Annotated in this window: 11 protein-coding genes; 4 read left to right on the top strand and 7 right to left on the bottom strand. The window is 69.2% G+C overall.

The genetic code is table 11. The features are described 5' to 3' along the window. The first annotated feature begins 24 nt into the window (after positions 1 to 24). The 4 genes from tal to pgl are packed head-to-tail and all read left to right on the top strand — an operon-like array spanning position 25 to position 4,679. Positions 25 to 1,167, top strand: coding sequence for a transaldolase (gene tal, locus AB0959_RS02635; protein ID WP_366824396.1), 1,143 nt, complete (start codon positions 25 to 27; stop codon positions 1,165 to 1,167). Between the two features lie 4 nt (positions 1,168 to 1,171). Next, a complete protein-coding gene (gene zwf, locus AB0959_RS02630) occupies positions 1,172 to 2,695 on the top strand; it encodes a glucose-6-phosphate dehydrogenase (RefSeq protein ID WP_366824395.1) in 1,524 nt (507 codons plus the stop codon). Beyond that, the gene (gene opcA, locus AB0959_RS02625) at positions 2,692 to 3,900 is read left to right on the top strand and encodes a glucose-6-phosphate dehydrogenase assembly protein OpcA (protein WP_366824394.1); all 1,209 of its coding nucleotides are present in this window, start codon (positions 2,692 to 2,694) and stop codon (positions 3,898 to 3,900) included. The genes zwf and opcA overlap by 4 nt, the downstream gene beginning before the upstream one ends. Continuing rightward, a complete protein-coding gene (pgl, locus tag AB0959_RS02620) occupies positions 3,897 to 4,679 on the top strand; it encodes a 6-phosphogluconolactonase (RefSeq protein ID WP_366824393.1) in 783 nt (260 codons plus the stop codon). The genes opcA and pgl overlap by 4 nt, the downstream gene beginning before the upstream one ends. A 94-nt stretch (positions 4,680 to 4,773) precedes the next feature. Here the strand turns inward: pgl and pgi are convergent, their stop codons facing one another. The 7 genes from pgi to AB0959_RS02585 form a co-directional block, all read right to left on the bottom strand. Continuing rightward, positions 4,774 to 6,426: a glucose-6-phosphate isomerase gene (gene pgi / locus AB0959_RS02615; protein WP_366824392.1), complete on the bottom strand. Its 1,653-nt coding sequence runs from the start codon at positions 6,424 to 6,426 to the stop codon at positions 4,774 to 4,776. A gap of 277 nt (positions 6,427 to 6,703) precedes the next feature. After that, complete coding sequence (locus tag AB0959_RS02610; protein WP_003957010.1) at positions 6,704 to 7,039, bottom strand: RNA polymerase-binding protein RbpA; 336 nt, start codon at positions 7,037 to 7,039, stop codon at positions 6,704 to 6,706. 227 nt (positions 7,040 to 7,266) lie between these two features. Beyond that, entirely contained in the window at positions 7,267 to 7,497 is a 231-nt protein-coding gene (gene secG, locus AB0959_RS02605) for a preprotein translocase subunit SecG (RefSeq protein WP_062713769.1), read from the bottom strand. A gap of 116 nt (positions 7,498 to 7,613) precedes the next feature. Beyond that, positions 7,614 to 8,390 (bottom strand): triose-phosphate isomerase, encoded by a 777-nt coding sequence (gene tpiA / locus AB0959_RS02600; RefSeq protein ID WP_366824391.1) that lies wholly within the window; start codon positions 8,388 to 8,390, stop codon positions 7,614 to 7,616. 5 nt (positions 8,391 to 8,395) lie between these two features. Next, the gene (locus AB0959_RS02595; protein WP_366824390.1) at positions 8,396 to 9,607 is read right to left on the bottom strand and encodes a phosphoglycerate kinase; all 1,212 of its coding nucleotides are present in this window, start codon (positions 9,605 to 9,607) and stop codon (positions 8,396 to 8,398) included. Between the two features lie 128 nt (positions 9,608 to 9,735). Next, positions 9,736 to 10,740 (bottom strand): type I glyceraldehyde-3-phosphate dehydrogenase, encoded by a 1,005-nt coding sequence (gap, locus tag AB0959_RS02590; RefSeq protein WP_366824389.1) that lies wholly within the window; start codon positions 10,738 to 10,740, stop codon positions 9,736 to 9,738. Between the two features lie 249 nt (positions 10,741 to 10,989). After that, positions 10,990 to 13,941, bottom strand: a complete 2,952-nt coding sequence (locus tag AB0959_RS02585; protein ID WP_366824388.1) for a M14 family zinc carboxypeptidase — start codon at positions 13,939 to 13,941, stop codon at positions 10,990 to 10,992. Positions 13,942 to 14,065 lie beyond the last annotated feature (124 nt).

Here is a 14,065-nt window from a genome sequence, read left to right as displayed (position 1 = left end):
CGACACGTAGGAGATGCATTTTCGATGACAGACGCACTGAAGCGCCTCTCCGAGGAAGGCGTCGCGATCTGGCTGGACGACCTGTCGCGCAAGCGGATCACGTCCGGCAACCTCGCCGAGCTGATCGACCAGCAGCACGTCGTGGGCGTCACCACCAATCCCTCGATCTTCCAGAAGGCGATCTCGCAGGGCGACGGCTACGACCAGCAGCTGTCGGACCTCGCCGCCCGCAAGGTCACGGTCGAAGAGGCCATCCGCATGATCACCACGGCGGACGTGCGTGACGCCGCGGACATCCTGCGCCCGGTGTTCGACGCCACGGGTGGCCAGGACGGCCGGGTCTCCATCGAGGTCGACCCGCGCCTGGCCCACAACACCAAGGCGACGGTCGCCGAGGCCAAGCAGCTCGCCTGGCTGGTGGACCGCCCGAACACGCTCATCAAGATCCCGGCGACGCAGGCGGGCCTGCCCGCGATCACCGAGACCATCGGCCGCGGCATCAGCGTGAACGTGACGCTGATCTTCTCGCTGGAGCGCTACCGCGACGTCATGGACGCCTACCTCGCGGGCCTCGAGCAGGCCAAGGAGCGCGGCCTGGACCTCTCGAAGATCCATTCGGTGGCGTCGTTCTTCGTGTCCCGTGTGGACACCGAGATCGACAAGCGGATCGACGCGCTCGGCACGCCCGAGGCCAAGGCCGCCCGCGGCAAGGCGGGCGTCGCCAACGCGCGGCTCGCCTACCAGGCGTACGAGGAGGTGTTCGGCTCTGCCGACAATTCGACACAGTCCTCCGACCGCTGGAGCGCGCTGGAGAGCGCGGGCGCCAACAAGCAGCGTCCGCTGTGGGCCTCGACGGGCGTCAAGGACAAGGCGTACAAGGACACGCTGTACGTCGACGAGCTGGTCGCGCCGAACACGGTGAACACCATGCCGGAAGCCACTCTCTTTTCCACCGAGGACCACGGCGAGATCCGGGGCAACGCCGTTTCGGGCACGTACGAGCAGGCGCGTGCCGACATCGACGCCGTGGAGAGGCTCGGGATCGGTTACGACGAGGTCGTCCAGCTCCTGGAGGACGAGGGCGTCGAGAAGTTCGAGGCGTCCTGGAACGACCTGCTCAAGTCGACCGAGGCGGAGCTTCAGCGCCTCGCCCCCTCGGAGGGCTGAAACCTTGTCGAGCAGCAATCCGCTGCGTGACCCCGCAGACCGACGGCTCCCGCGTATCGCGGGGCCGTCGGGCCTGGTCATCTTTGGTGTCACTGGCGATTTGTCACGTAAAAAGCTGATGCCTGCCGTGTACGACCTCGCCAACCGCGGACTGCTGCCACCGGGCTTCTCGCTCGTCGGCTTCGCCCGCCGTGAGTGGGCCAACGAGGACTTCGCGCAGGAGGTCCACGACGCCGTCAAGGAGCACGCCCGCACGCCCTTCCGCGAGGAGGTCTGGCAGCAGCTCATCCAGGGCATGCGCTTCGTGCAGGGCACCTTCGACGACGACGACGCGTTCGAGCGGCTGCGCGACACGATCGAGGAGCTGGACAAGGCGCAGGGCACGGGCGGCAACTTCGCGTTCTACCTCTCCGTGCCGCCGTCGGCGTTCCCCGTGGTCATCCAGCAGCTGAAGAAGCACGGCCTGGCCGACCAGACGAACGAGTCCTGGCGCCGCGCGGTCATCGAGAAGCCCTTCGGCCACGACCTGAAGTCGGCCGAGGAGCTCAACACGACCGTCGAAGAGGTCTTCGCCCCGGACCAGGTCTTCCGCATCGACCACTACCTGGGCAAGGAGACCGTCCAGAACATCCTGGCGCTCCGCTTCGCCAACCAGATGTTCGAGCCGATCTGGAACCGGTCCTACGTCGACCACGTGCAGATCACGATGGCCGAGGACATCGGTATCGGCGGCCGCGCCGGCTACTACGACGGCATCGGCGCCGCCCGTGACGTCATCCAGAACCACCTGCTCCAGCTGATGGCGCTGACCGCCATGGAGGAGCCCTCCTCCTTCGACGCGGACGCGCTCGCCGCCGAGAAGACCAAGGTGCTCGGCGCGGTGCGGCTGCCCAAGGACCTGGGCCGGGACACCGTGCGCGGGCAGTACGCGGCCGGCTGGCAGGGCGGCGAGAAGGTCATCGGCTACCTCGAAGAGGACGGCATCGACCGCCAGTCGAAGACCGACACCTACGCGGCGATCAAGGTCGAGATCGACAACCGCCGCTGGGCAGGCGTCCCGTTCTACCTGCGCACGGGCAAGCGTCTCGGCCGCCGTGTGACGGAGATCGCGGTCGTGTTCCAGCGCGCCCCGCACTCCCCCTTCGACACCACCGCCACCGAGGAGCTCGGCCAGAACGCGGTCGTCATCCGCGTCCAGCCCGACGAGGGCGTCACGGTCCGCTTCGGCTCCAAGGTGCCCGGCACCTCCATGGAGATCCGGGACGTGTCGATGGACTTCGCGTACGGCGAGTCCTTCACCGAGTCCAGCCCGGAGGCGTATGAGCGCCTCATCCTCGACGTTCTGCTCGGCGACTCGAACCTCTTCCCGCGCACCGAGGAGGTCGAGCTGTCCTGGGAGATCCTCGATCCGATCGAGGAGTACTGGGACAAGCACGGCAAGCCCGCGCAGTACCCGGCGGGCACCTGGGGCCCGGTCGAGGCGGACCAGATGCTGCAGCGAGAAGGACGGAGCTGGCGCCGGCCATGAAGATAGACCTCACCGACACCACGGCGAGCAAGATCAACAAGGCGTTGGTCCAGGGCCGCCGAGCCATCGGCACGCCCGCCGTCGGCATGGTGCTCACCCTGGTCATCGTCACCGACGAGGAGAACGCCTACGACGCCCTGAAGGCCGCCAACGACGCCTCGCGCGAGCACCCCTCGCGCACCCTCGTGGTCATCCGGCGCGTCTCGCGCTCGCTGCGCAACCGTACGTCGTCCCGGCTGGACGCCGAGGTGCGGGTGGGCGCGGACGCCGGCACCGGCGAGACGGTCGTGCTGCGGCTCTACGGCGAGGTGTCGGACCACGCCCAGTCCGTCGTGCTCCCACTGCTGCTGCCGGACGCCCCGGTCGTGGTCTGGTGGCCGGTGGGCGCCCCGCGCGACCCGGCCAAGGACCCGCTGGGCGCCCTGGGCCAGCGCCGGGTCACCGACAGCTACTCGACGGAGAAGCCCATCGACGAGCTGCGGGCCCGGGCCGACAGCTACGAGCCGGGTGACACCGACCTCGCGTGGGCCCGGATCACGCCGTGGCGCTCCGTGCTGGCCGCCGCCCTCGACCAGGTGCGCTGCGAGGTCATCTCCGCCGAGGTGACGGGCGAGGAGTTCAACCCGAGCGTCGAACTGCTGGCCATGTGGCTCGCCGACCGGCTCCATGTGCACGTCCGGCGCGGTGTCTCCGCCGGGCCCGGTCTGACCGGGGTGCGGCTGGAGACGACCTGCGGGCCCATCGCGCTGCACCGGCCGGACGGGGCGATGGCCACGCTGGCGGTCCAGGGCCAGCCGGACCGCGCGGTGGCGCTCAAGCGTCGCGAGACGTCCGAGCTGATCGCGGAGGAACTGCGGCGGCTCGACCCCGACGACACGTACGCGTCGGCTCTGCGCTTCGGGGTGGACCGGCTGGGCGGGAGCACGCCGGGCGTGCCGAGGGTTCCGGCTCCCGCGTCGCCCGCGCCGTCCGAGGTGTCGGACGGGCTCCCGCCGGTGTCGGACGCGTCGGACTCGGTCGGACCGGCGGCGGAATCAGGGTCAGGGTCGGGGGCGGAATCCGGGTCAGGGTCGGAGTCCTCCGGCCGGATGTCCCTGCCGGCCCTGCCGCCCGCCCCTCCGTCGTCCTCGCGCGCCGCGGACGGCGACAGCGACCGGCCGTCCCCCGCGCAGATGCCCCCGGTCAAGAAGGCGGCGACGCAGTGAGCACTCCCCAGCTGGTCGTGCACCGCGACAAGGAACTGATGGCGCAGGCCGCCGCGGCCCGGCTGATCACGAAAATCGTGGACGCCCAGGCCTCACGCGGTTCCGCCTCGGTGGTTCTCACGGGCGGCCGCAACGGCAACGGCCTGCTGGCCGCCCTCGCCGCCGCCCCCGCCCGGGACGCGATCGACTGGGGCAGGCTGGACCTGTGGTGGGGCGACGAGCGGTTCCTGCCCGAGGGCGACCCGGACCGCAACGTCACCCAGGCCCGTGAGGCGCTCCTGGACTCGGTACCGCTGGACCCCAAGCGCGTGCACGCCATGCCCGCGTCGGACGGTCCGTACGGCGCCGATGTGGACGCGGCCGCGGCCGGTTACGCGGAGGAACTGGCGCGGGCGGCGGGCCCCGAGAACCACGGGGCCGTCCCCACCTTCGACGTCCTGATGCTGGGTGTCGGCCCGGACACCCATGTGGCGTCCCTCTTCCCCGAGCTGCCCGCGGTGCGGGAGACCGAGCGGACGGTGGTCGGCGTGCACGGCGCGCCCAAGCCACCGCCGACCCGGGTCACCCTCACGCTCCCCGCGATCCGCGCGGCGCGTGAGGTGTGGCTGCTGGCCGCGGGCGAGGACAAGGCGCAGGCCGCGACGATCGCCCTCTCGGGCGCGGGCGAGGTCCAGGCCCCGGCGGCGGGTGCGCACGGCCGCTCCCGCACGCTGTGGCTGCTGGACGCCGCGGCGGCTTCGAAGCTGCCGCGGTCGCTGTATCCGCCGGCGTCGCCCTGAGTACCGCGCCCCGCTGTCCGGGGTGGCTGTAGCGGAGAGCCCCAGGCCGTGTGCCTGGGGCTCTGTGCGTGTCCTGGCCCGGCGGGGGCCTGCTCTACCGACCGCGCATCTCCCGGTACCTGGCGACCAGGGACGACGTGGACGCGTCCAGGCCCGGCACGTCCGCCCCCTCCGTCAGGGCGGGCTCCACCCGCTTGGCGAGGACCTTGCCGAGTTCGACGCCCCACTGGTCGAAGGAGTCGATGTTCCAGATCGCGCCCTGGACGAACACCTTGTGCTCGTACAGCGCGATGAGCTGGCCGAGGACCGACGGGGTGAGTTCCCGCGCGAGGATCGTGGTCGTCGGGTGGTTGCCCTGGAACGTCTTGTGCGGCACCAGCTCCTCAGGCACCCCTTCGGCCCGCACCTCCTCGGGCGTCTTGCCGAAGGCCAGCGCCTGGGTCTGGGCGAAGAAGTTGGCCATCAGCAGGTCGTGCTGGGCCTTGAGCCCGTCGCTGAGCTCGGCCACCGGCTCGGCGAAGCCGATGAAGTCCGCCGGGATCAGCTTGGTTCCCTGGTGGATGAGCTGGTAGTACGCGTGCTGACCGTTCGTCCCCGGCGTGCCCCACACCACCGGCCCCGTCTGCCACTGGACCGGCTGTCCGTCCCGGCCCACGTACTTGCCGTTGGACTCCATGTCCAGTTGCTGCAGGTACGCCGTGAACTTCGACAGATAGTGGCTGTACGGCAGCACCGCGTGCGACTGCGCGTCGTGGAAGTTGCCGTACCAGACGCCCAGCAGACCCAGCAGCAGCGGCACGTTGGACTCGGCGGGAGAGGTGCGGAAGTGCTCGTCGACCAGCCGGAACCCGTCGAGCATCTCCCGGAAGCGGTCCGGGCCGATGGCGATCATCAGGGACAGTCCGATGGCGGAGTCGTACGAGTACCGCCCGCCGACCCAGTCCCAGAACTCGAACATGTTGGCCGTGTCGATGCCGAAGTCCGAGACTTTCCCGGCGTTCGTCGACAGGGCCACGAAGTGCCTGGCCACCGCGTCCTGGCCGGCCTTCAGCTCGGCGAGCACCCAGTCGCGCGCCGAGGTCGCGTTGGTGATCGTCTCGATCGTCGTGAACGTCTTCGAGGCGATGATGAACAGTGTCTCGGCCGCGTCGAGGTCGTGTACCGCCTCGTGCAGGTCGGCGCCGTCCACGTTCGACACGAAGCGGACGGTGAGGTCGCGGTCGGTGTAGGAACGCAGCACCTCGTACGCCATGGCCGGGCCCAGGTCGGAGCCGCCGATGCCGACGTTGACGATGTTCTTGATGCGCTTTCCGGTGTGCCCGGTCCATTCTCCGGAGCGGATCTTCTCCGAGAAGGCGGCCATCCTGTCGAGCACGGCGTGCACACCCGGGACGACGTTCTCCCCGTCGACCTCGATCACCGCGTCGCGCGGGGCACGCAGAGCCGTGTGCAGCACGGCTCGGTCCTCGGTGGTGTTGATCTTCTCGCCGCGGAACATGGCGTCGCGCAGCCCGAACACGCCGGTGGCGGCGGCCAGCTCCCTCAGCAGCCGCAGCGTGTCGTCGGTGACCAGGTGCTTGGAGTAGTCGATGTGCAGATCACCGACCTGGAGCGTGTACCCGGCGCCGCGCCCGGGGTCGGCGGCGAACAGCTCACGCAGCTGGGCCTCCCCCAGCTCCTCCCGGTGCTTGGCCAGTGCCGTCCACTCGGGTGTCTGGTTGAGCCTGGTGCGGCTGTCTGCGTTCATCTCGGACTTCAGCCTTCTTTCCTGTGCTGCGTACCTTGCCCCGCTGCCGGTCCCAACCTAATGGAGCACGGCGGAACACGAGCCGGCGTCCTGTTGTCGTGCGGCTCAACAACAGATACGTCGGTCCTGGGCTCGGGTATCAGTGACAGCACACCGCTTTTGGGACGGAGGAAAGAGAGCTCGAGGGCACGCATGAGTGGTTTACCGCGGGCCCGATGTGGCTGGCCGCGCAGTTCCCCGCGCCCCTTTCGGGGGCGCGGGCCGGCTGGTCCAAGTCCTAGATCTCGCCGCGCAGTTTGGCGAGGGCCTCGGCGAGGATGGCCTCGCCGTCCGCGTCGCTGCGCCGTTCGCGTACGTACGCGAGGTGCGTTTTGTACGGTTCGGTGCGCGGCGGGTCCGGCGGGTTGTCCCGGTCCTGCCCTGCGGGGAATCCGCAGCGCGGGCAGTCCCAGGTGTCGGGAACCTGTGCGTCGCTGGCGAAGCTCGGCTGCGTCTCGTGCCCGTTGGAGCACCAGAAGGAGATGCGCAGCCGGGGGGCGGACTCGCCGCGCTCGGCCTCGCCCATCGGCCCCGCCCCGACCCGGCTTCCTCGGATCGCGTTGCCACTTGCCACGGTCGTAACTCCCTGCGTGATGGTGCCGCGAAGCGAGTCGGCGTGACGCTTCGCTGCGAGCGCCTCAGTCTACGTAAGGCCCAACGCGCGTCCAGTGATTGGAGTTACACCCCGCCCCCTAGACGCAAGCCCCATGATAGGCCGCGTTGTTCAACGCGTACCGGGCATGGGGCTTTACGTGCGAATTGGTGCGTCTGTGACGCGTTGCCGTACCTGGGGCCTGTTGGTCAGTTGTTGACCTTCATCAGGATGCCGAGTACGACAATGCACGCGAACCACAGCAGACCGACCACGATGGTGATCCGGTCGAGGTTGCGCTCGGCGACCGAGGAGCCGCCGACGGACGACTGCATGCCGCCACCGAACATGTCGGAGAGGCCGCCGCCCTTCCCCTTGTGCATCAGCACCAGCAGCATCATCAGCAGGCTGAAGACGATCAGGGCGATCGAGAACCCCATAACCACGGCTGGACCAACTTCCTCGGACAGATATCGACGACGGGGGCCGGGCGGCATGGTCCATCATGCCCGGTCCGGCCCCCGCAAGGGTACGACGGATCGTGGCCACCGCACACTTACTGGTCGCGGAACCGCACGATCTTGACGAACTCGTCGGCGTCCAGGGAGGCACCGCCGACCAGGGCACCGTCGATGTCGGCCTGCGCCATGATCTCCGCGACGTTGCCGGCCTTGACGGAGCCGCCGTACTGGATGCGGACCTGGTCGGCCACCTCCTGCGAGTAGAGCTCGGCGAGCTTGCCTCGGATGGCGGCGCAGACCTCCTGGGCGTCCGCGGCGCCGCAGACCTTGCCCGTGCCGATGGCCCAGACCGGCTCGTAGGCGATCACGATGGTCTCGGCCTGCTCGGCGGGGACATCCTTCAGACCGCCCTCGACCTGGGCGAGCGTGTGCGTGACGTGGTTGCCCGCCTCGCGGACCTCCAGTTCCTCGCCGACGCACAGGATCGGGGTGATGCCGTGCTTGAAGGCGGTCTTGACCTTGGCGTTGCAGAGCTCGTCGGTCTCGTTGTGGTACTGGCGGCGCTCGGAGTGGCCGACGGCCACGTAGCCGCACTTGAGCTTGGCCAGCATCGAGCCGGAGATCTCGCCGGTGTAGGCGCCACCGTCGTGGGCCGAGATGTCCTGGGCGCCGTACTTGATCTTGAGTTTGTCGCCGTCGACCAGGGTCTGCACGGAGCGAAGGTCGGTGAAGGGCGGCAGGACGGCGACCTCGGTGGCCTCGTAGTCCTTGTCCGCGAGGGCGAAGGCGAGCTTCTGGACGTGGGCGATGGCCTCGAGGTGGTTGAGGTTCATCTTCCAGTTGCCCGCCATCAGAGGCGTGCGCGTGCTCATGCGGGTCAGTCCTCCAGTGCGGCGAGGCCGGGGAGCGTCTTGCCCTCGAGGTATTCGAGGGAGGCGCCACCCCCGGTCGAGATGTGGCCGAATGCGTTCTCGTCGAAGCCCAGGATGCGCACGGCCGCGGCGGAGTCTCCGCCGCCGACGACCGTGAAGGCCTTGGAATCGAGGAGTGCCTGGGCGACCGCCTTGGTGCCCTCGGCGAAATCGGGGTGTTCGAAGACGCCCATCGGGCCGTTCCAGAAGACGGTGGCGGCGTCGGCGATCTTCGAGGCGTAGAGCGTACCGGTCTCCGGACCGACGTCCAGGCCCATCTGGTCGGCGGGGATGGCGTCCGCGCCGACGGCGGCCGCCCCCGCGGGCGCCTTGGTCTTCAGGTCCGGGAAGGCGGGCCCGACGACCGCGTCGACGGGCAGGACCAGCTCGACGCCGGTCTTCTCCGCGCGCTCGATGTACTCGTTGACCGCCGCGATCTGGTCCTCCTGGAGGAGGGACGTGCCGATCTCGTACCCCTTGGCCTTGAGGAAGGTGTACGCCATGCCGCCGCCGATGAGGATGCGGTCGGCCTTGCCGAGCAGCTGGTCGATGACGGCGAGCTTGTCGGAGACCTTGGCACCGCCGAGCGCGACGACGTAGGGGCGCTGGACGTCCTCGGTGAGCTTCTTGAGGACGGCGACCTCGCTCGCGATCAGGTAACCGGCGGCGTGCGGCAGGCGGGCCGGGAGGTCGTACACGGAGGCGTGCTTGCGGTGCACGGCGCCGAAGCCGTCCCCCACGTAGACGTCGGCGAGGGCGGCCAGCTGGTCGGCGAAGGCGCCGCGCTCGGCGTCGTCCTTGGAGGTCTCGCCGGCGTTGAAGCGGAGGTTCTCGATGACCGCGACCTGGCCGTCGGTCAGGGCCGCGACGGTGGAGGTGGCGGACTCGCCGACCGTGTCGGTCGCGAACGCGACGTCGGCGTCGAGGAGTTCACCGAGGCGGGCGGCGGCCGGGGCGAGCGAGAAGGCCGGGTCCGGCGCACCCTTGGGGCGGCCGAGGTGCGAGGCGACGACGACGCGGGCACCCGCCGCGGCGAGGGCCTTGACGGTGGGCACGACGGCGCGGATACGGCCGTCGTCGGTGATGGCGGTGCCGGCGAGCGGCACGTTGAGGTCGGCGCGGACGAAGACCCGCTTGCCGCCGACGCCTTCGGCGAGGAGTTCGTCGATCGTCTTCATGTAGGGGACTCCTAGGGGATGGCTCTCGTGCCCGGAGGGCTGATCGATCCGTACGTACAGCAGGGCCCGGTCAGCGCGCCCTTGCGCTGCCCGAGCCCTGCCTCACAACGAAGTGCCTGCTCCGGGAGTCAGAGCTGCTCGCCGACGAAGACCGTGAGGTCGACGAGGCGGTTGGAGTAGCCCCACTCGTTGTCGTACCAGCCGACGATCTTGACCTGCTTGCCCAGGACCATGGTCAGGGAGGAGTCGAAGGTGCAGGAGGCCGGCCAGTTGACGATGTCCGAGGAGACGATCTGGTCCTCGGTGTACTCCAGGATGCCCTTCAGCTGGCCCTCGGCGGCCTTCTGGAAGGCGGTGTTGATCTCGTCCTTGGTGACCTCGCGGTCGAGCTCGATGACGAGGTCGGTGACCGAGCCGGTCGGGACCGGGACGCGCATCGCGATGCCGTCCAGCTTGCCCGCGAGCTGCGGCAGGACGAGGGCGGTGGCCTTGGCGGCACCGGTGGTCGTCGGGATGATGTTCTCGGCGGCGGCACGGGCGCGGCGCAGGTCCTTGTGCGGGAAGTCCAGGATGCGCTGGTCGTTGGTGTACGCGTGCACCGTCGTCATCAGGCCCTTGCCGATGCCGAAGTTCTCGTCGAGAACCTTCGCCATCGGCGCCACACAGTTGGTGGTGCAGGAGGCGTTGGAGATGACGTGGTGGTTGGCCGAGTCGTACTTGTCCTGGTTGACGCCCATCACGATGGTGATGTCCTCGTCCTTGGCCGGAGCCGAGATGAGGACCTTCTTGGCGCCGCCGGCGATGTGCTTCTCGGCGTCGGCCTTCTTCGTGAAGATGCCGGTCGACTCGATGACGATGTCGACGCCCAGCTCGCCCCACGGGATGTCGGCGGGGTTGCGCTCGGAAAGGACCTTGATCGTCTTTCCGTCGACGGTGATGGTGTCCTCGGTGTGGGACACCTCTGCCTTCAGACGGCCCAGGATGGTGTCGTACTTCAGCAGGTGAGCGGTGGTCGCGGTGTCACCCAGGTCGTTGACAGCCACGATCTCGATGTCTGCACCCTGCTCCAGCAGCGCGCGGAAGTAGTTACGACCGATGCGGCCAAAGCCGTTGATGCCTACGCGGATCGTCACGAACCGATCTCCTCGTTGGTACGCCGGTTGCGGACCGGCGAGCTGTATGGGATGTCCCCGACCGCCTACGACCCTACCTCCCTGAGGCGAGCGAAGTGACATCGAGCACGCCCCATACACGGCAGGGCGGTCCGTACCCGCCAGTAGGGGTACGGACCGCCCTGTTCCCGCAACCTGATCACCTGATAACGGTCACCGGCCGGTCACCTCGTGCCGGGCGGCGAACAGTCATCTCGTGCCCGGCCGGCGTCAGCGCTTCAGCGCGGCCAGCGCCTTGCGTACCAGAGCCGTACGGTCGGCCGCCGCGGTGATGTGCTCCAGACCGAAGCCCAGCAGCACGGTGTCCCCGGTGGTGACCGCTCCGTAGGTCGTGAACAACGCGCCGGACAGGCCCCAGTCCTTCACGACCGCCGGGCTGCCCGCGGGCGGTCCGGGGGTGCTCCAGGCGCCCAGGGACGTCTCGAAGCCGTCGGTCTGACCGGCCGTTCCGCCGACGACGACGGAGGCGTTGTCGGCGAGGACGCCGCGGCCGCCGGTACCCGGGTCGCTGATGTAGCTGATCGACACCTCGACCGTCTTCCCGGCGTACGCGGACAGGTCGAACTCGACCTGCTTCCAGCCGTCCGAGGCTCCGGTGAAGCTGTTCCAGGAGCCGCTGGTGCCGGTGGGCGTGCAACCACCGTCGCCCTGCGTCAGGTACCGCTTGAGGGCCGGGTGGGCCTGGATGAGGAACCCTGCGCCGCACTCGGCGGGCACGGCGCTGGAGGAGGCGCCCTGGGTGTCCGGGAGCGTGGTCCAGTCGTCTCCCCCGGCCGTGTGCGCCTCCAGCACCGCGTGGTCGTAGCCCTCCTCGGTGTCCCACAGGAGCTGGGTGCGCAGGGTGGGCTTGTCGGCGGCGCTCACCGAGGTGAGGTCGATGGTGCGGGTGAGGCGGTTCCAGGCGTAGTCGGTGTGCGTGACGGCCGCCATGGACGCGCCCTCGTAGGGGCCGAACGGACTGACGGTTCCGGGGTACTGGCCGGCACCCGCGCTCTTGAACTGCGGGAACGTCTCCACGGGCAGGGCGTCGGAGGTGACGCCGAACGATCCTGCCGCGTCCAGCGGGTTGCCGGGCGCACCGCCGAGCGCTCCCGTGACGCCCGCGAGCCTGCCGCTGCCCGCGAAGGCCGTGGCGTTCGGCAGGGACGTGCGGGTGTAGGCGCCCAGGTAGTACTGGCTGAAGTCGTTCGACAGGGTGCCCCCGCCGAGGTCGACGGAGCCGCCGGCGCTCTCGCCCGCCTCGATCAGCTTGCCGCCCTCGTTGAGGAAGGCGCGCAGTTCGAGCTGGGTGGCGTTGCCGGGGCGGACGGCGCCCGTGTAGTGGACGACCGTCCCGAAGTGGTCGAGCACGCCGAGCGCGTCGGGGGCGCCCTGGGTGGCGACGTCCCAGACGATCGCCTTCCTGCCGTTGGCCTTCAGCGCGTCCACATACGTCTTCGCCCGGGTCTGCGCCGCGCCCTCCTCGGCGACGACGAGGGTGTCCGCCTTGGGGCGCTCGGCGACCGTGTACGTGAAGTGCTCGCTGGAGGTGCGCTTGCCGCTCTTCGTCCTGCCGGTGTACCAGACCTCGACCTTGTCGCCCGGGTCGCCGCCCTTGACCTTGGCCCGGTACTCGTCGAAGTACAGGTTGTCCTCACCGCCGTACGTCTCGCCGCCCTTCCAGGCCTTGAGGCTCGTGTCGTGCGTACGGCCGCCGTTGACGCGGTACTTGAGTTCCTTGTCGCGCACGGACCTGCGTGCGACGACGGAGACCTCCTGGTCGGCGCCGCGCGCGTACGACGTGGTGAAGCCGGCCGGGGTGAAGTCGGGTGCGTCGATGCCGACCGAGGACTTCGGCTGGTCGGGCTTCGCTGCGGACTCGGCGACGGAGAGCGCGAACGGGATGTTCTTGACGAACTCCTGCTGGATCAGCTTCTCGTCATCCGGGAAGGTGAAGATCGACTCGCAGTCCCGGGCCTCCCAGGCGTCGTTCGGGTCGACGTTGGACGCCGTCTCGCAGGTCGACATCTCCGGGGTGAACATCGCCGTGCCGTTGACGTTGGCCGCGTGTCCGTCCGCCTCGCCGTTGGTCGTGTAGAGCTCGGAGGAGAGCTGCGGGTGGTAGCCCGGGATCGCGGAGTTCTCGGGCGTGCCGGCGAGGGACTTGTAGAGCACGTCGTCCGGGGTGGGGGTGGCCACCTGCCAGCCGACTCCGTAGAGGAGCAGTTCGGCGGCCGAGTGGTAGTTGATGCCGTACGTGAAGCCGATGCGCTTCTCGAAGCGGTCGATGGCCTTGGTCTCGGGCTCGGAGTTCGGGCCGCCGCCGCGGTAGGTCTGGCTGGTGGGGAACGGGGAGGAACCCTCGTCGTCGTAGCCCCACTTGTAGGCGAAGTTACGGTTGAGGTCGACGCCGTCGCCGATGGTGATCTTGCCGTCCCCGTTGACGTCGCGCATGTTCTTGCGCCACTGGCGGTCGCCGTCGGCCTTGTGGGTGAAGTCGTAGCCGTCCGGGTTGGCGGAGAGCACGAACCACAGCTCGGTCGAGTCGACGATCTTCTTGATGCGCTTGTCGGTCCGGTAGTTGTCCAGGTAGTGGTGCATCAGCCGGCGGGTCATTTCCGGCGTGATCCACTCGCGCGCGTGCTGGTTGGACATGTAGAGGACGGAGGGCTTGGCGCCGTCCTTGGTCTTCTTGGCGTTCCTGGTCAGTTTGAGCGCCAGGATGTCCTGCCCCCGGAGGGTCTTGCCGAGGGAGACCACCTTGGTGAGGGACGGGTTCTCCTGGGCCGTCCGGAGGATCTCCTCCTTGAGGTTGCCCGCCCCGCTGTAGGGCCGGAAGACCCCGTCCCCGGCGGCGGCCACGCGCTCGCGGGCCTTCGCCGTGAGCCTGTGCTCCTTGAGGTCGACGCCCTTCTGCTCCAGCTGTTCGGCCTGTTTGCCGGTCAGGTAGACCTCGACGGTGGCCGTGCCCTTGTCGGGTGCCTGTTCGCCGAGTTCGTGACCGTCCTGGCCGGCCGCCAGCAGCAGGGGTATCTGCTGCTTGGTGACCTCGGCGCGGTAGACCCTGACCTCGTCCGCGCCGGGAGAGCCGCTCGACTGAGCGGCCTGGGCGGTGGGCGCCAGTCCCGCACCGCCGAGCAGGAGTGCGCCAACAGCGAGGATCGGTCTCGCTTTTCGTCTCATGAGCCCCCCTTGCAACGGTTCGCCACAGCGACGAACAGATGCCAGGCTCATGACAGTTCATGATCGAGTCAAGGGCGCCTCAGGGCGGGGCAACGGAGTTCCCAAGAACGCGGAACGCCGGTGC

The sequence above is a fragment of the Streptomyces sp. NPDC046862 genome, from assembly GCF_040704615.1.
GTDB lineage: Bacteria > Actinomycetota > Actinomycetes > Streptomycetales > Streptomycetaceae > Streptomyces.
The sequence above is the reverse complement of the archived record's forward strand: the minus strand, read 5'-3'. Positions and strand labels throughout refer to the sequence as shown.